Raw genomic sequence first — 19355 nt, forward strand, 5'->3', positions numbered from 1 at the left:
GAACGAGCAATCAGTTCTATCGAAGGGTGCACGTCCATGGGCAAAGGCAACTCGGCGGACAAGGGAAACGCTTCCCAACGCTTCATGCGGGCAATGGGCAGGCTGCGGATCATCCTCGGCCCGGCCAACCGCAGTTCCCTTGTACACGACATGACCGCCGAGAACCGGGTCCTCCTCGCGCAGCGCGAACGCGAAACCCAGCAGTGGGAAACGGTCACCCGGCCGGACGGCAGCACGTACGTTGTGCCCCGGAACCCGGACGATCAGTCCTTGCGCTAAGCCCTTCACGCGCCTGTTTAGGCCGAACTTTCCGGGGGCCTTTTTCGGGTTCCGGGCGTAAAATAAGGGCACTGTCTCCATCCGGGGGTCAGTGGCTCTTTCGCCCGCAGTGTGGGAAGGGGGTGGAAATAATGGGACACGCGCTCACAGGTTTTATCAACGTGACCGACAGGCTCCGTTTTGTCTTCGGGCCGGCGACGCGTCTGGACTCGGATGCACCCGTGGTCCACAAGCATGACGAATTCGAGCAGGCCTCCGACGAGGACCTTTCGCACTTCCTCGTTGAAACCGATTCCGAAGGCCATCACTACGCGGTGCGCCGCGAAGATCTGGACAAACTGACCTAAGGCAAAAGCGGCGGGGGTCATTCCCTGCCCGGTCGACCTTCGTTGACCGGGCAGGGAATGACCCCCGCGTTGCTTAAGAGCGGTTTGGGCCTAGCGGCCGGTGCCGCCGTAGACGGTTGCTTCGTTCTCGCTGTCCAGGTCAAAGGCCTTGTGGATGGCGCGGACGGCGTCATCGAGAAGATCGGCGTGCGTCACCACGGAGATCCGGATTTCCGAGGTGGAGATCATGTTGATGTTGATTCCGGCGTCGGAAAGTGCCTTGAAGAACGTTGCCGAGACGCCCGGGTGGGACCGCATGCCGGCTCCGATGAGTGACAGTTTGCCGATCTGCTCGTTGTATTCGATGTTTTCGAAGCCGATGTCGGACTGGGCGGCTTTGAGTGCGGCCAGGGCTTCTGCGCCCTCGACGATCGGGAGGGTGAACGAAATATCCGTCCGGCCCGTGCCGTGCGTGGAAACGTTCTGCACGATCATGTCGATGTTCGAGTGGGCATCGGCGATGACCTGGAAGATCGCGGCGGCCTTGCCGGGGATGTCAGGGACACCCACCACGGTGACCTTCGCTTCGGAACGGTCATGTGCAACGCCGGAGATGATTGGCTGCTCCAAGGCAACTCCCTCTTGAGTGGTGATCTTGTCTTCGGCGCTGGGGATGACCCAGGTGCCTTCGTTCTGGCTGAATGAGGACCGGACGTGCAGGGGAACGCCGAACCGGCGGGCGTATTCGACGCAGCGCAGGTGCAAGATCTTCGCCCCGGACGCGGCAAGTTCCAGCATTTCCTCGCTTGAGATCGTGTCGATCTTCTGGGCGGAGGCAACCACGCGGGGGTCGGCGGTGTAGATGCCGTCAACGTCGGTGTAGATCTCGCAGACGTCCGCTTCCAGGGCCGCGGCCAGGGCAACGGCGGTGGTGTCCGAGCCGCCGCGGCCGAGGGTGGTGATTTCGTTGGTGCTGCGGCTCATGCCCTGGAACCCGGCGACGATGGCGATGTGGCCCTTATCCAGGGACGTGCGGATGCGGTGGGGATCGACGTCGATGATGCGCGCCTTGCCGTGAATGCCGTCCGTGATCATGCCGGCTTGGGACCCGGTGAAGGACTGGGCGGACGCCCCCAGCTTGTTGATGGCCATGGCCAGCAGCGCCATGGAGATGCGTTCGCCGGCGGAGAGGAGCATGTCCATTTCGCGGGCTGGAGCGGAGTCGGTTACCTGGCCGGCGAGGTCCAGCAGTTCGTCGGTTGTGTCGCCCATTGCGGAGACCACCACGACAACTTCGTTGCCGGCCCGGTGGGCGTCGACCACGCGTTTGGCGACGCGCTTGACGCCGTCGGCATCCGAAACGGAGGACCCGCCGAACTTCTGCACGATCAGCTGTTTGGTCACGGCAGAGCCTTCGGGCAGCGTCTGTGGCTGCGTTGCTGCGGGCACTTCGGAAGTGGGCGTACTCATGCGCGTACCTTCACTGGATCAATCGGAGTTCAGGGGGTCAGGCACGGCCAGAGCGGCTGGACGGCGTGACGTGTTCAGCCCAGTTTATCGCCGCTGGCCGCAGGCGTGGAATTGTGACCGAATCTCAGCCTTCCGGTGGACACCGCCAACGTGGGGCCGGGCGTAGGCTCAGACAGGTATGCATGCGACGTTTTGGGGGGAACAGGTGCTCAGGGAATGACAGAAAACCGGGACAAAACAGACATTCCGGCCAACCCGGAAAGCCCGCGCCAGGGCGGCATCACGGCCACGGCGGTGAGCCGCAGCTTCGGGCAGGTGCACGCCGTCGAGCACATGGATTTTCACGCCCCGCCGGGAAAGGTCACCGCGCTGATCGGTCCCAACGGTGCCGGCAAGACAACCCTGCTGCTGATGCTGGCTTCGCTGCTGGCGCCGGACGCCGGAACGGTCACGGTGGAAGGGCTTGATCCGCAGCACCACAGGGCGGAGGTGCGCAGGCGGATCGGCTGGATGCCGGACACCCTGGGTGTCTGGGAGAGCCTGACAGCCCGCGAGATTCTCACGCAGATGGCCCGTTTCTACCGGCTGCCCAAGGCCGGAATCGCGCAGCGGGTCACCGAAATGCTGGACCGTGTACGGCTCAGCGACCTCGCGGACCAGCCCGCCCGTGTCCTGTCCCGTGGACAGCAGCAGCGGCTCAGCCTGGCCCGCGCCCTGATCCACGATCCGTCCGTCTTGCTCCTCGATGAGCCGGCGTCCGGGCTGGACCCGGGGTCGCGGGTGGAGCTTCGCGTTATGCTGCGGCAGCTTGCGGCGGAGGGAAAGTCCATTGTGGTCTCGTCCCATGTGCTCAGCGAGCTTGACGAAATTGCCGACGCCGCCGTGTTCGTCAACCGGGGACGGACGGTCCGGCATCAGACCACCGACGAGGCTGCTGCCGCCGGGCGCCGCTACGCGATCACCGCCACGGACAATGCTGCGCTCGCGGCAAAACTGACCGAGCTGGGCCTTCAGTTCCGGGTCGAGGATGGGCGCCGTCCGTCGGTCACCCTGTTATTGATGAACGACGACGACGCCGCCCGCCTCCTGCGCGACCTGGTGCTCGCCGGCGTCGCAGTGAACTCTTTTGCCCCCGCCTCGGGTGCCCTGGAAGAGACGTACATGAACCTTGAAGGGGAGCGGCGATGAGCCAGCTGACAGACAGGGCGCACCACGCGCCCGCCGCCGGCCGGGCCGCCGGCTACCTCGCCGGTATTTGGGACGTTGTGGTCCTGGAACTCAAGCAACGGCTGCGGTCCCGCGGCTGGTACATCATGCTGGCTATCTGGTTCATCCTGACCGGCCTGGTGACGTGGCTGACGTGGGCCAGCTGGAATGCCCAGCGCGAAGCGCAGAGGGCCTATTCGAACTTCACGCCGCCGGACACCGGGCCGGGGTCCATGATCTTCGAAGTGGTCCTCGCCTTTGTCCTTCTCTTCGCGTTGCTGGTGGCCCCCGCCCTGTCCGCAAACGCGGTCAACGGCGACCGTGCCGGCGGCACGCTGGCCATCCTGCAGGTGACGCTGCTGCGGCCCGGGCAGATCCTGTGGGGGAAGTTCTTCGCGGCGTGGGCCGCAGCCCTGGCCTTCCTGGTAGCGAGCACGCCGTTCCTTGTTGTTGGCGTGGCAGCCGGCGGGATGACTCCGGGACACGTGGTGGTGGCACTGCTGATGCTTGCGGTGGAGGTGGGCGTGGTCTGTGCGATCGGTGTCGGCATTTCCGCTCTGGCCGGCCGCCCGCTGTTCTCTATTGTGGTTACGTACCTTGCGGTGGCCGGTCTGGTTTTCGGCTCGCTGATTTCCTTCGCCCTGGGAACGGGGCTCTCGCAGGGCACCATCGTGGCCAACCAGGCACAGTACCGCAGTTACGCGCCGTACGAGCCGATGGAGGAGCAGCCTGCGCCCATGGAGCCGGAATACACGTGCTCAGGACCGCTGCAGGAACAGCCGGCTGTACACACCGAGCGCGTTGCCTGGATGCTGGCCATGAACCCCTACGTGGTGGTCGCCGATGCCATCCCTTACCCGGTGCGGACGTCCAATGCCTTCGGGATGTCGTCTCCGGTGGGGGCTATCGAGAACATCAGCCAGGGCGCCCGGTACGCCATGGCCGGCCCTGAGGGTACGTATCCTTGCGCCAACGGCGAGGCCAAGCCCCGGTATCTGGCTCAGTCCACTCCGTTGTGGCCGCTGGGCCTTGGCCTGCAGTTGCTGCTGGCCGGGCTGCTGCTGTGGCTGGGATGGCGTTCGCTGCGCACCCCGGCCCGCCGGCTGGCAAGGGGAACCCGCATCGCCTGAAGGTTTAGGTCAGGGCGTTGCGGCGGCCCTCGAAGGCGCGGCCCAGGGTGACCTCATCGGCGTATTCAAGGTCGCCGCCTACGGGCAGGCCGGAAGCGAGCCTGGTGACGGCGATTCCGATCGTCTTCAGCATGCGGGCGAGGTAGGTGGCCGTCGCTTCGCCTTCGAGGTTGGGGTCGGTGGCGATGATGACTTCCTGGATGGCGCCGTCGTTCAGCCGGGTCAGGAGTTCGCGGATCCGCAACTGCTCGGGTCCCACGCCGGCGATGGGATTGATGGCCCCGCCCAGCACGTGGTACCGGCCGCGGAAGGAGCGCGTACGTTCCACGGCCAGGACATCTTTGGATTCCTCCACGACACAGATGACTGACGGGTCACGGCGGGGGTCCCGGCAGATGTTGCAGAGTTCCTGCTCCGTGACGTTGCCGCATACGGTGCAGAACTTCACACGCTCCTTCACCGTGGTGATGGCTTCGACGAGGCGTTTCATGTCCTGCGGGTCGGCCTCAAGGATGTGGAAGGCCAGCCGCTGGGCAGACTTGGGACCAACACCGGGCAGGCGTCCGAGCTCGTCGATTAGCTCTTGGACTGCACCTTCGTACACGTTTTCCTCTTTTGGTTTGGCTTGGATGATGCTCTGGGTGGCTGCCGCAGGTCCGGCCGGCGGCTAGGAACCGACGCTTAGAAACCGGGAACGATCGGGGTGCCGTCCAGGGAACGCTCCTCGATCAGCTTCCCGCCCAGAATACGCTCGACGGCGGCGCGTCCAAACACGCCCGATTCCTCGATTGTTTCGTCGTCCGCGCTGGGGACGTCCTGGACGTAGGTGGCGGCTGCCGCACGGGCCGGTGCCTTGGCACGGCCGGCCTCGGCCTCCGGGCTGTTGGACAGCCGCTGGTAGAGACTTTGCCGGGCCTGAGCAGCCGACGGGGAGGTGGCGGGTGCCGGCTGCAAAGGTGCCGTGGCCGGGGCCGCCGCCATGGCGTATTCGCGGACCACAGCCGGCTCCGGGGCAGTAGTTTCCCGAGCCTGCTCCACTGGGGGGCTCTGCCGGGTTCCGGTTCCGGGAGTGGTGTATTCAGCAGGACGATGCGCAGCGGGAGCCTCATCCGGCACGGCAGCTTCCACCTCGACTCCGCGGACGCCAGCTGCACGGGTGTCTGGCGCCGACGCGTCGGCTGCACGGACATCAGGTGCAGGCTCGCCGGCGGTGGCAACGCCAGACGGGAAGCCGGGCGGCGTCACAGGGGGCAGCCCCCAGCTGGCATCCGCCTCGGACTGCGTCCTGACCGAGGGGCCGGGGATCTGAGCCGTGGCAGGCTCGTAAGCGGGGGCCGGAGCAGCCGTGACGGCGTCGTCCAGGGTTGATGTGGCCGGACTCTTGCCGATGTTGGGTTCTGTGCCAACCACCCAGACGCCGGGCGCCTGCTCGACGGCGAGGCCCCACGGGTCGTTCGACGTAACGGGCTGTGACGACGCGGGCGCCGTGGCAGGCGTGGCCTCTGAAGCTTTGGCGCCTACAGGCCGAGAACCAGTGCGTGCCGGCCGCTTGCCGGAGGGCGCCGAAGCGGGCGCCGGTTGCGACGGGGAGCGGCGTGGTTCGGCCGGAGCCGAAGGATCCCAATCCATGGGCGGTTCCTCCTCCAAGGGAGGAGCGTCTTCGTCCCGCGGGGGACCCCAATCGTCATCGGAGTAGGCGTACGAGCCTGCCTCGGGCTGATCGGCCCGGGGCTGATCCTGTGGTCCAGGCTCCGGGCTCGGAGGGGACGCTTCCTGGGCCTGCCCGCTGTTAGGTGTGGTGGCTTCGACAGCTGTCGAAGCCACACTCGCCGAGGCCGGGGCCGGGGCCGGGGCATGGGCGGGCGCCGGGGGAGCAGCAGGACCTGCTGAAGCCGACGGGACCGGGGTTGGCGCTGCGGCCGGGGACGGGGAAGCTGCAGTGCCGGTGGTGGGTCCGGATGCTCGTGCGGCGGCAGCCGATGCCGCAGGGGCTGGTACAGGTACAGGTGCAGGTGCAGCTGCCCGCGCAGGCTCAGAGGCCGGGGCCGGGCCTGCCGGCGTGGAAACCGCGCCTGCCGGCATGGAAACCGCACCCGCAGGGGCCAGCCCCCAGGCGACGTCCGCTGAACTGGCCGGGGTTTCCCGGCTAACGGGTGCTTTTGGGTTTGGCTCAGAGCTCGCGGGGCTGTTTGGGCGGCCAGCGCCGGACGCGCCGCCGGCGACCGCTGTGATCTGGCAATCGATGCCCACTGTTTTGTGGATCGCCTGCCGCAGGTTCTCCGAGTGGTCCGCGCGGCCAAACGCCCCGGCCAGGCCGGTGGTGGCGAAGGAGAGTGTCAGCATCTGGCCGTCAAAGGCTCCGACCTGTGCGTTCGGCTCTACCAGTGCCCACGTGCTGCGCTTGATCTTGGACAGGGTCTGCAGGACCTCGGGCCAGGCGCGGCGGAGGACCTCCACGTCGCCGGTTGCGGCCGGACCGGCCGGAGCCGCTGTGGCTGGCGGGCCAATGACGGGCGACGACGGGGCCAACGTACTGTCTACGGGTCCCGTGCTGACGGGCCCCGTGCTGCCGGGCGCGGAACTGCTCTGCTGATCGGACGGGGCAGGCCGCTGCGGCGCAGCTGCAGGACGGTTTCCTGCCGACTCGTCCACAGGCCAGTCGTTGGTGCTGACCCGTGGCGGCGTCAGTGAAGTCCTCGTGTTATGTGGCGCTGCGGGCTCCGGCGCTGCAGGCCCAGGCGCGACGGCCTCCGGCCGGGCCGAGTCAGGAGCGCCACGACCGCCCTGCATGGGAGGCTGGGTGACGCCGGCGGGGGCAACCGGCGCAGGAACGTGAGGCGGCGCGGAAACCGGCGCGGCCTGCACGGGCGCTGATGGCGTAACGCCGGCGGGTGCCGCAGCCGGCGGCATGGAAACCGGGACGTCCGCAGCAGCAGCCGCGGGGGCGGATGCGGCCGGGGCGGGAGCGCCGACGTCGTTCCCGGCGTAGTTCAGACGCCGCTCCACACGGTCAATCCGGGCAGCCATGCCCCGTTCGGTCTGTTCCGAACTGGGGAGCAGGATACGGGCGCAGAGAAGCTCGAGGTGGAGCCGGGGGGACGTGGCGCCGGTCATCTCCGTCAGGGCAGTGTTGGTGACGTCAGCGGCCCGCGAGAGTTCAGCGGCGCCGAGGTTGTGCGCCTGGTTCTGGAGCCGGGCAATCTGGTCCGCCGGCATGCCCCGCAGGATGACCTGGGCGCTTTCCGGCATGGCCTGGACGATGATGAGGTCGCGGAAGCGTTCCAGCAGGTCCTCGACGAAGCGGCGTGGATCGTGGCCGGTCTGAATGACGCGGTCCACGGCCCGGAAAACAGTGGCGGCATCTGAGGCGGCAACGGCTTCCACCACGTCATCAAGCAGGGACGCGTGGGTGTAGCCGAGGAGGGCTACCGCCAGTTCATAGTCGAGGCCGTTGGCGCCGGCGCCGGCCATCAGCTGGTCCAGCACGGACAGGGAATCACGGACGGATCCACCGCCTGCCCTGACCACCAGCGACAGGACTCCCGGGGCGACCGGCACGTTTTCCTGGTTGCACAGCAACTCCAGGTACGCCATCAGCGGTTCAGGCGGGACCAGCCGGAAGGGGTAGTGGTGGGTGCGGGAGCGGATGGTGCCGATGACCTTGTCCGGTTCCGTGGTGGCGAAGATGAACTTGATGTGTTCCGGCGGCTCTTCGACGATCTTCAGGAGGGCGTTGAAGCCGGCGGGCGTGACCATGTGGGCCTCATCGATGATGAAGATCTTGTAGCGGTCGCGGACGGGGGCGTAGGTTGCGCGTTCACGAAGGTCGCGGGCGTCATCCACACCGCCATGGCTGGCGGCGTCGATCTCGATGACGTCGAGGGAACCCGAACCGCCGCGGGCAAGTTCAACACAGCTTGGGCATGTTCCGCAGGGTGTGTCCGTGGGGCCCTGGGCGCAGTTCAGGCAGCGGGCCAGAATACGGGCGGACGTGGTCTTGCCGCAGCCGCGTGGGCCGGAGAAGAGGTAGGCGTGGTTGACCCGGTTTTTGCGCAGGGCCGTCATCAGCGGCTCCGTGACATGTTCCTGCCCGATAACGTCGGCGAAGGAGTCCGGACGGTATCTGCGGTAAAGGGCGGTGGTTGTAGCAGTCACGTAAAAACCCTACCAATCCGGGCCGACAATCAGTCCCTCGCGGGCGGCCGCCCATTGCGGGAATAGTAAAGACCCCCCATGCACCCGCCAGAGCCCGTTTACCCTTGCTACCTTCCGGTCCTGGGGGAGTTCAACAGGATGACGCCACATGAGGGGCCGCAAACAACTTTACCCGAACTTTCGGCGTGGCTCGAACCGGCGCCAGCGGTCCCCGCTTTGCGTCACCGGCGCCAGCCATCCACCGGCCAGGTCATCAAAGCCGGTTCCTCATAAGGGTGCGCCGCGCGCAACGCCAGCACGACGTCGTCGAGCATGTCTTCCTCCACCACGCACTCGACCCGCACTTCGGGCACTCGTTCGCGTACCCCACGGCTCCCGTGAAAGGCATAGCGCCGGGCAGGGGCGTAAACCGGCCCGTCCCGGGAACCACGAAAGAGCAGTGTGAGTAGTTGCCGATTTTGCCCGCTCCGGCGTCGCCGATCGCTGCGAGCAGTGCCTCGGAATGGGTCTCCGGAACGTAAACCACCAGGGCGTGGAGCTGTGTCATGGCTATATCCTGCCAAAGCGGCCGGCGTTAAAGGCCGCAATTCCGTTGCTTATCCGGCGACCAAGGTCGATCATGGGTATGTACACCGATTGGGGCAATCTCAAGGTTGTGAGCTGCAGGGCCTGGCTGGAGGGCCGGACCCGGCAGCTCAACAGTGTTCCGTAGGAATGGGCGCATTGGGGGCGTCCATTTTGACGTTAACAGGCGTCTTGAGGGGTCAATTGGGCGATGCCGAAAACTTCAGGTAGTCTAGTATCTGCTTTTGATTCAGAAGCAGCTGGAGAATTCGCCTAGCGGCCTATGGCGCACGCCTGGAACGCGTGTTGGGTTAACGCCCTCGGGGGTTCAAATCCCCCATTCTCCGCCAACGAAAACCCGGTTCTGACCTCGTCAGGACCGGGTTTTTGCTTTGCCCCCGGCCGGGTCCGCTGCCTCATAGCCCAAACGGCGGAGCCGTGCCCTGGCTGCCTGCTCGCTGGGCCCGGGCCTGCGGCCCAAGGCAAGATGTACGACGCCGAGTGTCACCTTTGTTGCCAGCCGCACCGGGAGCGGGAACGGACCCAGCCGGGGTACTTCGAGCCCCAGCATCTGCCGGTACTGCGGTTCCAGGCTGTAAACGGCACCGGCGAAGATGATCCGGTAACCGGGCCGCAGCAGGGGGTGCAGCGGCGGGTTGCGGAGGAAGCCTACGGTCTCGGCAACCCGGTTGTCGGCCAGCAGCTCGCCGTTGCGGAAGTAGCGGTCCAGCTGCTGCCGCATGTCCGCCTCGGTCAGAGGGGGATCATCCACCCCCATCAGCCGTCCGGCCTGGGCCCATTCGCGGACATAGGCGTCCGGACCGCCGGGGATCTTTCCGCCCCAGATTTTGTGCGAGGTCAAAAATGCATCAACGAAAGCGATGTGGACCCAGCGCGCCAGCTCCGGATCGTTGGCTGAGTACTGATTAAGCGATCCCTGGCGGTCACGGAAGTTGCCCTGGACCGGCTCGTGCAGGCGGCGTACGCGGGCTGACGCTTGTTCCGCAGCGGCAGTGGAGCCATAAGTGACAGTGAAAATCCACCGGATGGTCCGCGCCAGCCGGCTCAGTGGATCTGTCCGGAAATCGGAGTGCTCATGGATGCCGGCCAACGCGCCGGGGTGCAGCGCCTGCATCAGCAGCGCCCGGATTCCGCCCACGATGGGTGTCATGGAACCGTGCACTGCCCAGACAGCCGAACCCGGCAGGTGATAACCGGCGTCGTCCCCTTCGGCCAGCCGCGGAACCCACTCGGGTAACGCGTCCACGCTTCCCGTGAAGGCGCGCTTGAGTTCGCCCTGCAGATCCCTGAGGAAATTGCGCATAACACCATTGTTGCCCACGCGGGCGGCAGTGCTTTTGCCGAAGATCCCGCAATCGGTCCGCAGTCTGCAAATACGGGGTTCACAGGCCCGGGGCTTTGTGGTCCCATGGGATGGTAAACCCGTCAAGATTGGGGTCTGGCGGGCAAGCAGGGAGTTCAGCGAGTGGGAAATCATTGGGGATCCGGCCGGGACGAAGAGGCCTCGGGCCCTTGCCTGATAGCGGTGCGCGTACTGGCCGGCAGTGCTGCTGCTGCCGCGGTAATTCTCGGGCTTGGATTGCCAATGATTCCCTTGGGGCAATCCGGTGCCACAGGGTCGGTGGGGGGCATTGGCCACGTGGGGCATGCCGGTCTGGCTCCCGCGATCCTGATAGACAGCAGGGCCCTTGTTCCATTCGGCCGAACGCTGGTGGGAACCGTGGCCAAGGGCGGGAATGCTCCGCTGAATGTGGCTTCCGTCGGACTGAAACGTCCGCCGGAGGGCTCGCTGATGGCACCCTTGGAATCGCTTGCGTCCAGTTCGCCCTTTGGGTTCCGGGTCAGCCCGATCAACGGCAGGAGTGGCGACTTCCATCTTGGCCAGGATTTCGCGGCAGGCTGCGGCACCCGGGTTTACTCCGCCGACGCCGGGGTGGTCCGGGCCGCTGGCTGGCACCCCTGGGGCGGCGGGAACCGGGTGGAAATAGACCACGGCAACGGGCTGATCACCACCTACAACCACCTGGAGGCCATCGCCGTCCGGACGGGGGAGTCCGTGCAGGTGGGGCAAGTGATCGCACGGGTGGGGACCACGGGATGGTCTACGGGCTGCCACCTGCATTTTGAAACCATTCTGAATGGAGAACATACGAGCCCGCTGAACTGGAGACTCCTCCCCATCCTTCAAGTGGACAAGCTGGCAGACATTGCAATGGTCAGTTACGAAGGCAAGACCGCAAACGCTGCTACAGCCCTGCCGTGGGCCATCCCCGTTGCTGCAGACAACAGCCACACAGTCCTTCATGGCGAAGACGAACTGCCGGAGGCACCGGAGGTGGCGGAAGTGGACACACCGCCGGCACCCACGGAAACCGCTCCCACAGGCGGACCGTCCCCGGACGGAACGGCTACCACCAAACCGCCCACGACAACCGCACCGCCGACGCCCACGGAAACCACTCCCACGGACGAGCCGTCGTCGGACGAAACTTCCTCAGATGAGCCGTCGTCGGACGAAACGACTACGACCACTCCGCCGACGACGACTGCGCCGCCGTCTACGAGCACTCCGCCGACGACGACTGCGCCGCCGTCTACGAGCACTCCGCCGACGACGACTGCACCGCCGTCTACGAGCCCTGCGCCGACGACGACTGCACCGCCGACGACGGGCACTCCGCCGACGACGACTGCACCGTCTACGACGACGGCGCCGACAAGTACCCCGCCAGCGACCCCGCCGCCGTCGACGACCGTACCGGCGACCGAGACTGCCGCTCCGCCGCCGTCGACCACGAGCGCGCCGCCTCCTCCCGTGGCTCCGCCGCCGCCGTCGACCACGAGCGCGCCGCCTCCTCCCGTGGCTCCGCCGCCGCCGTCGACCACGAGCGCGCCGCCTCCTCCCGTGGCTCCGCCGCCGTCGTCGACCACGAGCGCGCCGCCTCCTCCCGTGGCTCCGCCGCCGTCGTCGACCACGAGCGCGCCGCCTCCTCCCGTGGCTCCGCTGCCGCCGCCGTCGACCACGGCCGCCGCGCCACCTCCCTCACCGGAAACGTCCTCGGCCGAGCCCGAAACGGCTGCGACCGGCACGACCGGGCAGGCGCCGGGGACCCCCTGACAGAAAACTTCCAGCATGCTCCCGTACGCTTGACGGTTGGCAACGAATCACCTGCATGACCCAACCTCGCAAGGACGGCGCTGTGACCTCTCTGTACCCGATCCCGCTCACGCTTAACGACGGCACCCAGACCGATTTCGGCCGGTTCAAAGGGAATGTGGTGATGGTGGTCAACGTGGCGTCGCAATGCGGCTTGACCCCGCAGTATGGGGGACTCGAGACGCTGTACGGGAAGTTCCGGGACCGGGGCTTTGAGATTCTCGGAGTGCCGTGCAACCAGTTCGCCGGCCAGGAGCCGGGCACCGACAGCGAGATCGCAGAGTTCTGCGAACGGAACTTCGGGGTGTCCTTCCCCCTGACAGCCAAGGCCAACGTGCGCGGCAAGGACCAGCACCCGCTCTACTCGGAGCTGACCAAGTTCAGGACCGGCGTGCTGCCCGGCCTCGTGAAATGGAACTTCGAAAAGTTCCTGGTAAACCGTACCGGCGAGGTAGTGGCACGCTTCGCCCCCACCGTCGAACCGGACTCCGCCGAAGTCCTGGACGCCATCGAAGCGGCATTGGCCGAATTTGATGTGCCGAAAAACGCATCAGCTGATTCGATTGCTTAAATCTTTTGCCTTTTTCCAACTTGCCGGTGGGAATTTACTCAAAATTTCCCCAAAATCTGGTTTGATAATAGTTACTGAAGGGTAGAAGGGAAGCGCCGTTTCCCACCGACCACAGAGGCAGCAATGAAGCACATCGAGGCCGAACATCCCCGGCCACGCCACTTCCTTCTCCACCTGAGCGACCCCCACCTGATGGGAGGTCCGGATCCCCTTTACGGAGCAGTTGACAGCGAAGCCAAGCTCATTCAGCTTTTTGACGAGGTCAGGGCTTCCGGGGCCCGCCCCGAAGCGGTGATCTTCACCGGTGATCTTGCCGATCAGGGCCATCCGGAGGCGTACGCAAAGCTGCGGGCCATCGTTGACCCAGCCTGCGAGGAGCTGGGCGCCAAAGTCATTTGGGCCATGGGCAACCATGACAACCGGGCCAACTTCCGCACCGGCCTGCTGGATGAACCGGCCAGCGAAGCGCCGGTGGACCACAGCTACTCCATTAACGGCCTGCGTATCATCACACTGGACACGTCCGTCCCGGGCTACCACCATGGCGAACTCAGTGAGGCGCAGCTTGAATGGCTGGCCCGCCAGCTGGAAACACCGGCTCCGGACGGCACCATCCTGGCACTCCACCATCCACCGGTCCCGTCCGTCCTGGACCTTTCCGTGCTGGTGGAACTGCGTGACCAGGCCAGCCTCGCCGCGGTGGTCCGGAACTCGGACGTCCGGACCATCCTCGCCGGGCACCTGCACTACTCCACCTCGGCCAGCTTCGCGGGTATTCCCGTCTCCGTGGCCTCGGCCACGTGCTACACCCAGGACCTCAACGTGTCCGTCGGCGGCACCCGCGGGCGGGACGGCGGGCAGGCCTTCAATCTCGTGCACGTCTACGAACACACCATTGTCCACTCGGTGGTTCCGCTAGGCAGCACACCGACGGTGGGCGAACATGTCACACCCCAGATGACAGCCGAGCGCCTTGCCGCAGCCGGCGTCAGCATCCCCGAGAAGGCGAAAGTCGGCGCCGCGAAGGTTGCCTTGCCTTCTCCGAGCTAAGGCAACCAGCTGGCGTGACGCGTTGTGCGGGCCTGAAAAAGCTCAGTCCCGCACAACGCGGAGGGTACAGTTCCCTGCCGTTAGAGTTCCCAGGGCGCCTTGATGGGGTAGTACTTCTCCAGGAAATCAGTCACCAGCTGTGCCCGTTCATCTGCAGGGACCTCCGGAAAGCTGCCGTCATTGAGGCAGAAGAAGTCCATGTTCCGCTTGGCCAGCAGCTTCGGCAGCGAGTTCAGGCCCGCGCGGGCAGTGGTGTCCACGTACCGCACCTTGGCAGCTGTCTGGGTGACGGCAAGCCCGGTGAGCAGGGCGTAGTAGTGGTAGAACGAATTCGTGACGGAGATGTTGTCCGCGGCGCGGAACCTGCTGGCCGCGGTCTTCCTGAATTCGTCAGGGAATTCACTTTCCATCCTGGAGACCACGCTGCGGCGCAGCGGGGCTGCGGTGTGCTCCAGATGCCGGGTGGTGATCCGTCCGAAGCGGTTCCAGAGCAGCTTGCGGTTAACCCGGGCCGCGTTCTCGAAACCGCTGCGCTCGGCGTCGTTGTCGCCCAGCCCGATCCGGGTCTCCGCCTCGATGAACTTGGTGATGCCACCGGGAGTGAAGAACATGTCCGGACCAACAGGCCGGCCGAAAAACATGTCGTCGTTTGAATAGAGGAAATGCTCGGACAATCCCTCGATGTTGTGGAGCTGGCATTCCACAGCCTGCGAGTTGTGCGTCGGCAGCACAGCGGGGTCGGAGAAGAATTCCTCGCTGCGGACGATTGTCACGGACGGGTGCTCAGCCAGCCATTCCGGGGCGGGCGAATCCGTAGCGATGAAGATGCGGCGGATCCACGGGGCAAACATGTACACCGAGCGCAGCGCGTATTTGAGTTCGTTGATCTGGCGGAAGCGCGCCTCGTGGTCATCGCCTTCGCCCAGGACCACACCTTTTTGCTGGGCACGCCGGGCAGCTATGTATTCAGGTGAGCTGCCGTCAACCCAGGAAAAGACAAGGTCAATGTCAAAGCTGATGTCGCTGGCGTGGTCCGCGAACATGTTTTCGATGGTGGGCCAGGTGTGCCCGTAGCGCTCCACCGTCCCGCGGACCGCATCCTGGGCCAGCATGGTGCGCCGGGTCAGGGAGTTCTCGATCGGCAAGGTGATCTCGTTACCGTCAAAGCTCCAGAGTTCAATCTGGACGCCTGCTGAGGAACCGAACTCGAAGCCGCCGTCGGGCTCCACTCGCGGACGGTAGAGCCGGAAGATGCGCGCCTGCCGGTTGGGGGAGAGTTCCCCGTCAGCCACCAGCACGGAGGATTTCTTCTTGGCATCAACGGTCATGGAGTAAACGGGTTCATTACGGCACGCTGCCACCAGGGCGGTCCGCAGTTTCTTGCGGTCCTTCCAGTCCAGGGCAATAACGGGGCGGTCACTGTTGCCGCGGACCAGAAGGTAGTCCAGCCCCGCGCCGGCCAGGACGCCGCGCAGGAACAGCAGATCTTCAACCATGGCCTGGAACGGCGTCCGGTTGTGGTTGATCAGGGCGTACCGGCCCTTGTGCCTGACTACGTCGGGTCGGTGCTTGAGCCGTGCTTCGGCAGCCGGAGATGTTACCTCTGCATGGGCGTGCGGCTCCGCGGACGCCTGGCCGCCATAGTAGATCTCGTCCTGGACAGCTGATTCGGTAACGGGTGCTTCTGTAATGGTTGTCTCCGTCGCGGTTAAATGGTAGGCGTGCTTAGTTGAATAATAGCGTGACCACCAAAACCGGAGCGCGCGGTACGCCGTCCGGCAGGGCTCAGGCTCCCACGGACTCCCGCCAGTTGTGGAGGAAAGCCCCGCCGGCGTCGTCGTGGATCACATCATCCGATAGACCCAGGTCCGCAGCGGTCAATACATCGTACGGTTTGACCGGGACACCGTCCGCCGGACGGACGTCGACGTGCTTTACGGAATGGTCGTTGTGATGCAGCCAGTCCGCCATGGCGTAGTCGGTCCGGGAGTCACCAACGGTGCGCCACGCCTGCGGCGTGATGCCCTGCGCGGCGAGCAGTTCAACGGCGCGGCTCGCGCCAAGGTCCTTCCCCAGCCGGACTGACTCAATATCGGTGGAAATAATGGTGGGATCAACGCGGTAGTCCACGGCGTCGTCGGAATCCGGTACGTGGTGGTCCAGACGGACCACACCGAGGCCGTGGCGGGCCATGAGACCCATTGCGTCGGATTCGAACAGCTGCTGTTCGGCGAGGTAGTCAGCGGAGGGCACCTCGATGTGCTGTTCCACGGACACCATGGCACGTTTGGTTTCGTCGAAGAACATGTGCGCCGAATAGTCCTCCGCCACGAGCCTGCGAACGTCATCGCCGTAAGCCTTGGGCACAGCCAGTTCGTGGTCCATGTGGATGGGCCCGGCCCCGGCAGCGGTGTAGCTGAACCAGACTGCGCCCTTTTCACAGATGGCGTGGATGACGGTCCCCGAAGGCATTCCGGCGGCGATCATGGGCTCCATGACCTGTTCCCGGATGAAAGTATCGGAGCGGCCGGTGTTGAAAATTACGGGAATGCCTGCGGTTGCCAGCGCCACCATGTCGGCGATGATCGCGGGCTGCACGTCACGGGTGACCGGACTGGCCACGGGACCGTCCACGTCCAGCAGGAGGGCCAAAGGCGGGGCGGACAGCGGGCGGACGCCGGGCGTGGAACTGGCAGGGAAGGCGGGGGCAGTCATGGCTCCATTGTGTCAGCCGGCGGCCAGTGCGCACGTGCGGGCAACCCAAAGTTGGCGGCGTGTGACAGATGGTCACCGTTTGGCTACAACCTTGGAATGGCGCGGTCCGGACACTTCTCTTGGAGCCCCAAGGTGCCTAGGGTTGCAGGGTGATCTTCAAAGCTGTGGGCGAGGGACGCCCGTACCCTGACCATGGTTTCAACACGCCCAAACAGTGGGCATCGCTTCCGCCGCGGCCTGTCCGCCTCGATGAACTCGTCACGACAAAACGGACCCTGGACCTTGAGGCGCTGCTGGCAGAGGATTCCACATTTTTTGGCGACCTGTTTCCGCATGTTGTGCAGTACCAAGGGGTCCTGTACCTGGAGGACGGGCTGCACCGTGCTGTCCGGACAGCACTGCACCAGCGCACCGCCATCCACGCCCGTGTGCTGGTGATAGATGGTTAAGAAACCCAAGGATGTCCGTGTCCTGCACGGCCACCATGTTGTTACCGGGCCCGAACTCCGTGCCACCTTTGAAGCCGCCGGCGATCCGGACGATCCCGTCCGCCTCCGCCGCCGGGTGGTGCACGGCGTAGTGCTGGTCCTGCTGCTGGGACTCATCGCAGCTGGCATCATCACCGCTTTCGCCATCCTCAACGGGCAGCTGAAACTCCCGGCGACGGAGACCGCCGAAGAGCCAGGCAGCGTCTGCCCTACGGCTACTTTTGACTACGTCCCGCACGAGCAGATCAACCTCAACGTCTACAATTCCACCAGCCGGCCCGGCCTCGCGCGCTCGGTGGCCGACGAATTGCTGGGCCGGAAGTTTCTTGTGGGCAACGTTGCCAACACCGAAGCGTCCTACCGCGGCGTGGCCGCCGTCGTGTCGGGAGCGGCAGGGCAGTCTGCCGCCTTCACTGTCCAGCGGAATGTGCCTGAGTCTGACTACTTCCAAGATGACCGGACCGACGCCAGCGTGGACCTGATCCTCGCAGGCGACTACAAGGAGCTGGCCGCCGCGGACCGCGTGGACCAGACCCCCGGGACACTCAGTTGCCCGCGGGAAAGCCGCCGGATCGCAGACGAGGCCAAGTGGCCCGTCATTCCGACCGCGGTCGCCACGCCCTAGCCACTCCGCACGGCCCTGCTACGACGAAGGCCAGGCTATACAACGCGCAGGGGAGTGCCGTCGTCGTTAAACCTGGCGCCGGCGCCCAGCTGGATGAACCGCACCGTCCGGGCAATCCGGGCCTCGAGCTCGGCTGGCTCGTTACTGCCGCGGGCGGCGCTGGAGGACAGCGTGCCGTGAATCAGCTGCGCCTGCTGGGCAATGTCGGCCTCCGGCAGGTAGCCCTGGGCCATGCCGTCGCGGAGGATGCCCTGCAGCATCACGCTCAGTTCGCCCACGTGGTCGGCGAGTTTTGCAAAGGACGACGGCGACAGCACCGCCGCCATGGCAGGTCCCGGCGGGAGGTGGCGCCGGCTGAGGTCTTCCACCTGGGTGCGCACGTACAGGGCCAGCCGCTCCACGGGGTTCTCCAGGGCTGCCAACGAGTCCCGCAGCTCGGCGAGGAACCGCTCCGTCTCATCCAGGGCATAGGAAATCAGCAGTTCTTCGATGTCCGCGTAATAGTTGTAGACCGCCGTCCGGCCCACGCCGGCATGACGTGCCACGTCCGTCATGGTCAGCCCGGGCAGTCCGTGCGTAAAAAGCAGCTCACCAAAGGCTGTCAGGATCCGGCGCTGCGTTTCGGCGCGTTGCGCGGCATTGGTGGCCGCCGAAATCCTAGGCATACAGACACGTTACCGCGATGTGTCAGTAAAGCAGGTTGTTGTGTTGCTGAGAGTGTCACAGCAACCGGCGCCGCGGTCAGACCGGCACTGCGGTTAGACTGCGCAGCCGTCCGGGCCGCAGGCTTCGCCGTCGGCGGCGTTGACCAGCACCAGTGGGTTGGTCTCCTGCCACGCCTGGGTGAGCGCGGCGGTGAACGTCTCGGCGGGCTGCGCACCGGAGAGGCCGAACTTGCGGTCGATCACAAAGAACGGGACGCCGGTGATGCCCAGGGCGCGGGCTTCCTCAAAGTCGAAGCGGACGTCATCTGCGTATTTGTCAGTGGTGAACAGTTCCGCGACTTCGTCGGCGTTGATGCCGAGGGCCAGGCCGAGTTCGGTCAGGTAGTCCTGGGCGCCAATATCCTTGCCGTGCTCGAAGTGGTCACTCAGCAGGCGTTCCTTCGCGGCATCCTGCTGCCCGTGCCGGGCGGCGAGGTGGATCAGCCGGTGGGCCGTGAAGCTGTTTGCCACCACCACCTGGTCGAAACGGTAGTTGAGTCCTTCACCCTTGGCCTGGGCGGCTACGTGCTCAAACATCTGCGCGACCTGCTCCGCGGCCATGCCTTTGATTCTGCTCAGGTACTCAAGTTCGCTGCCGTCGTAGTGCTCCGGAAGGCTGGGATCCAGCTGGTAGCTGCGCCACGTCACCTCCACGGAATCGCGGTGCGGGAACTCGGCCAACGCCGTCTCAAACCGGCGTTTGCCGATGTAGCACCATGGACACGCGACGTCTGACCAGATCTCAATCTTCATACGTGCCACAACCCCTTCCGTCCCGGGGGCATTCCGGGAGGGGGTGTCGGATTTGTCACACGGGGGCTTGAAATGTTGGCCCTCCCGGGGCGATAGTCGGAACGACGGGTTAAGCAGAGGCCTTTTCAAAAACAACCAATC

The 19355-nt window shown here is 65.4% G+C and carries 17 protein-coding genes, 1 tRNA gene, 1 other RNA gene and 2 pseudogenes; 10 read left to right on the forward strand and 11 right to left on the reverse strand.

Going from position 1 to position 19355, the window contains the following annotated elements:
• Positions 1–36: 36 nt before the first annotated feature.
• Both IDT60_RS02590 and IDT60_RS02595 read left to right on the forward strand, forming a co-directional pair.
• Positions 37–279 carry a hypothetical protein gene (locus tag IDT60_RS02590; protein ID WP_164202516.1) on the forward strand — a complete coding sequence of 81 codons (243 nt, stop codon included), beginning with the start codon at positions 37–39 and terminating at the stop codon, positions 277–279.
• Between the two features lie 131 nt (positions 280–410).
• Positions 411–626: a hypothetical protein gene (locus IDT60_RS02595; protein ID WP_164202514.1), complete on the forward strand. Its 216-nt coding sequence runs from the start codon at positions 411–413 to the stop codon at positions 624–626.
• Positions 627–716: 90 nt separating this feature from the next.
• On the opposite strand, the gene IDT60_RS02600 is transcribed toward IDT60_RS02595, so the two are convergent.
• Positions 717–2075, reverse strand: coding sequence for an aspartate kinase (locus tag IDT60_RS02600; protein ID WP_164202512.1), 1359 nt, complete (start codon positions 2073–2075; stop codon positions 717–719).
• Between the two features lie 216 nt (positions 2076–2291).
• Between IDT60_RS02600 and IDT60_RS02605 the strand changes: the two genes are divergently transcribed.
• Both IDT60_RS02605 and IDT60_RS02610 read left to right on the forward strand, forming a co-directional pair.
• The gene (locus IDT60_RS02605; RefSeq protein WP_191080767.1) at positions 2292–3263 is read left to right on the forward strand and encodes an ABC transporter ATP-binding protein; all 972 of its coding nucleotides are present in this window, start codon (positions 2292–2294) and stop codon (positions 3261–3263) included.
• Positions 3260–4411 (forward strand): ABC transporter permease, encoded by a 1152-nt coding sequence (locus tag IDT60_RS02610; protein ID WP_191080768.1) that lies wholly within the window; start codon positions 3260–3262, stop codon positions 4409–4411. Before IDT60_RS02605 ends, IDT60_RS02610 begins: the two co-directional genes overlap by 4 nt.
• A gap of 4 nt (positions 4412–4415) precedes the next feature.
• Here the strand turns inward: IDT60_RS02610 and recR are convergent, their stop codons facing one another.
• The 4 genes and pseudogenes from recR to IDT60_RS02630 all read right to left on the reverse strand — a co-directional run bounded on the left by recR (position 4416) and on the right by IDT60_RS02630 (position 9113).
• Positions 4416–5015, reverse strand: coding sequence for a recombination mediator RecR (recR, locus tag IDT60_RS02615; RefSeq protein ID WP_164202505.1), 600 nt, complete (start codon positions 5013–5015; stop codon positions 4416–4418).
• Between the two features lie 77 nt (positions 5016–5092).
• On the reverse strand, positions 5093–8566 hold the full coding sequence (locus IDT60_RS02620; RefSeq protein ID WP_191080769.1) for a DNA polymerase III subunit gamma and tau: 3474 nt from the start codon (positions 8564–8566) through the stop codon (positions 5093–5095).
• A 64-nt stretch (positions 8567–8630) separates the two neighbouring features.
• An RNA gene (gene ffs, locus IDT60_RS02625) (signal recognition particle sRNA small type) lies at positions 8631–8727 on the reverse strand.
• Positions 8728–8787: 60 nt separating this feature from the next.
• Positions 8788–9113 (reverse strand): annotated as a pseudogene (locus IDT60_RS02630) (hypothetical protein).
• A gap of 279 nt (positions 9114–9392) precedes the next feature.
• On the opposite strand from IDT60_RS02630, the gene IDT60_RS02635 reads away from it, so the two are divergent.
• Positions 9393–9480: transfer RNA gene (locus IDT60_RS02635), tRNA-Ser, on the forward strand.
• Between the two features lie 23 nt (positions 9481–9503).
• On the opposite strand, the gene IDT60_RS02640 is transcribed toward IDT60_RS02635, so the two are convergent.
• Positions 9504–10454 (reverse strand): oxygenase MpaB family protein, encoded by a 951-nt coding sequence (locus tag IDT60_RS02640; RefSeq protein WP_191080770.1) that lies wholly within the window; start codon positions 10452–10454, stop codon positions 9504–9506.
• A gap of 489 nt (positions 10455–10943) precedes the next feature.
• Here IDT60_RS02640 and IDT60_RS23145 point away from each other — a divergent pair.
• Positions 10944–11297 (forward strand): annotated as a pseudogene (locus IDT60_RS23145) (M23 family metallopeptidase); the annotation flags it as partial.
• A 155-nt stretch (positions 11298–11452) separates the two neighbouring features.
• Here the strand turns inward: IDT60_RS23145 and IDT60_RS23150 are convergent.
• On the reverse strand, positions 11453–12286 hold the full coding sequence (locus IDT60_RS23150; RefSeq protein WP_223884026.1) for a hypothetical protein: 834 nt from the start codon (positions 12284–12286) through the stop codon (positions 11453–11455).
• A gap of 65 nt (positions 12287–12351) precedes the next feature.
• Here IDT60_RS23150 and IDT60_RS02650 point away from each other — a divergent pair, with 65 nt between their 5' ends.
• Positions 12352–12879 carry a glutathione peroxidase gene (locus IDT60_RS02650; RefSeq protein WP_223883857.1) on the forward strand — a complete coding sequence of 176 codons (528 nt, stop codon included), beginning with the start codon at positions 12352–12354 and terminating at the stop codon, positions 12877–12879.
• Between the two features lie 123 nt (positions 12880–13002).
• Positions 13003–13929 (forward strand): phosphodiesterase, encoded by a 927-nt coding sequence (locus IDT60_RS02655; protein WP_164202495.1) that lies wholly within the window; start codon positions 13003–13005, stop codon positions 13927–13929.
• A gap of 80 nt (positions 13930–14009) precedes the next feature.
• Here IDT60_RS02655 and IDT60_RS02660 read toward each other — a convergent pair whose 3' ends face one another.
• Together IDT60_RS02660 and IDT60_RS02665 are read right to left on the reverse strand one after the other, a co-directional pair.
• Entirely contained in the window at positions 14010–15425 is a 1416-nt protein-coding gene (locus IDT60_RS02660) for a stealth family protein (protein ID WP_167525091.1), read from the reverse strand.
• A 289-nt stretch (positions 15426–15714) separates the two neighbouring features.
• Positions 15715–16644, reverse strand: a complete 930-nt coding sequence (locus tag IDT60_RS02665) for a hypothetical protein (protein WP_164202494.1) — start codon at positions 16642–16644, stop codon at positions 15715–15717.
• 149 nt (positions 16645–16793) lie between these two features.
• On the opposite strand from IDT60_RS02665, the gene IDT60_RS02670 reads away from it, so the two are divergent.
• A complete protein-coding gene (locus IDT60_RS02670) occupies positions 16794–17093 on the forward strand; it encodes a type II toxin-antitoxin system VapB family antitoxin (protein WP_164202492.1) in 300 nt (99 codons plus the stop codon).
• Positions 17086–17757 carry a LytR C-terminal domain-containing protein gene (locus IDT60_RS02675; protein WP_191080773.1) on the forward strand — a complete coding sequence of 224 codons (672 nt, stop codon included), beginning with the start codon at positions 17086–17088 and terminating at the stop codon, positions 17755–17757. Before IDT60_RS02670 ends, IDT60_RS02675 begins: the two co-directional genes overlap by 8 nt.
• A gap of 35 nt (positions 17758–17792) precedes the next feature.
• Here IDT60_RS02675 and IDT60_RS02680 read toward each other — a convergent pair whose 3' ends face one another.
• The gene (locus tag IDT60_RS02680; protein ID WP_164202488.1) at positions 17793–18422 is read right to left on the reverse strand and encodes a TetR/AcrR family transcriptional regulator; all 630 of its coding nucleotides are present in this window, start codon (positions 18420–18422) and stop codon (positions 17793–17795) included.
• A gap of 93 nt (positions 18423–18515) precedes the next feature.
• Positions 18516–19214 (reverse strand): DsbA family oxidoreductase, encoded by a 699-nt coding sequence (locus IDT60_RS02685; RefSeq protein ID WP_191080774.1) that lies wholly within the window; start codon positions 19212–19214, stop codon positions 18516–18518.
• Positions 19215–19355: the final 141 nt, after the last annotated feature.

Origin of the sequence: Pseudarthrobacter sp. BIM B-2242 (assembly GCF_014764445.1) — a bacterium.
In the GTDB taxonomy this organism is placed as follows: Bacteria; Actinomycetota; Actinomycetes; order Actinomycetales; family Micrococcaceae; genus Arthrobacter; species Arthrobacter luteus_A.

Excerpts from the sequence above, each read along its gene's own strand:
- IDT60_RS02590 (WP_164202516.1), top strand. The coding sequence starts at position 37 with ATGGGCAAAGGCAACTCGGCGGACAAGGGAAACGCTTCCCAACGCTTC.
- IDT60_RS02595 (WP_164202514.1), top strand. The coding sequence starts at position 411 with ATGGGACACGCGCTCACAGGTTTTATCAACGTGACCGACAGGCTCCGT.
- IDT60_RS02600 (WP_164202512.1), bottom strand. The coding sequence starts at position 2,075 with ATGAGTACGCCCACTTCCGAAGTGCCCGCAGCAACGCAGCCACAGACG.
- IDT60_RS02605 (WP_191080767.1), top strand. The coding sequence starts at position 2,292 with ATGACAGAAAACCGGGACAAAACAGACATTCCGGCCAACCCGGAAAGC.
- IDT60_RS02610 (WP_191080768.1), top strand. The coding sequence starts at position 3,260 with ATGAGCCAGCTGACAGACAGGGCGCACCACGCGCCCGCCGCCGGCCGG.
- IDT60_RS02640 (WP_191080770.1), bottom strand. The coding sequence starts at position 10,454 with ATGCGCAATTTCCTCAGGGATCTGCAGGGCGAACTCAAGCGCGCCTTC.
- IDT60_RS23150 (WP_223884026.1), bottom strand. The coding sequence starts at position 12,286 with ATGCTGGAAGTTTTCTGTCAGGGGGTCCCCGGCGCCTGCCCGGTCGTG.
- IDT60_RS02655 (WP_164202495.1), top strand. The coding sequence starts at position 13,003 with ATGAAGCACATCGAGGCCGAACATCCCCGGCCACGCCACTTCCTTCTC.
- IDT60_RS02660 (WP_167525091.1), bottom strand. The coding sequence starts at position 15,425 with ATGGTTGAAGATCTGCTGTTCCTGCGCGGCGTCCTGGCCGGCGCGGGG.
- IDT60_RS02665 (WP_164202494.1), bottom strand. The coding sequence starts at position 16,644 with ATGACTGCCCCCGCCTTCCCTGCCAGTTCCACGCCCGGCGTCCGCCCG.
- IDT60_RS02675 (WP_191080773.1), top strand. The coding sequence starts at position 17,086 with ATGGTTAAGAAACCCAAGGATGTCCGTGTCCTGCACGGCCACCATGTT.
- IDT60_RS02680 (WP_164202488.1), bottom strand. The coding sequence starts at position 18,422 with ATGCCTAGGATTTCGGCGGCCACCAATGCCGCGCAACGCGCCGAAACG.
- IDT60_RS02685 (WP_191080774.1), bottom strand. The coding sequence starts at position 19,214 with ATGAAGATTGAGATCTGGTCAGACGTCGCGTGTCCATGGTGCTACATC.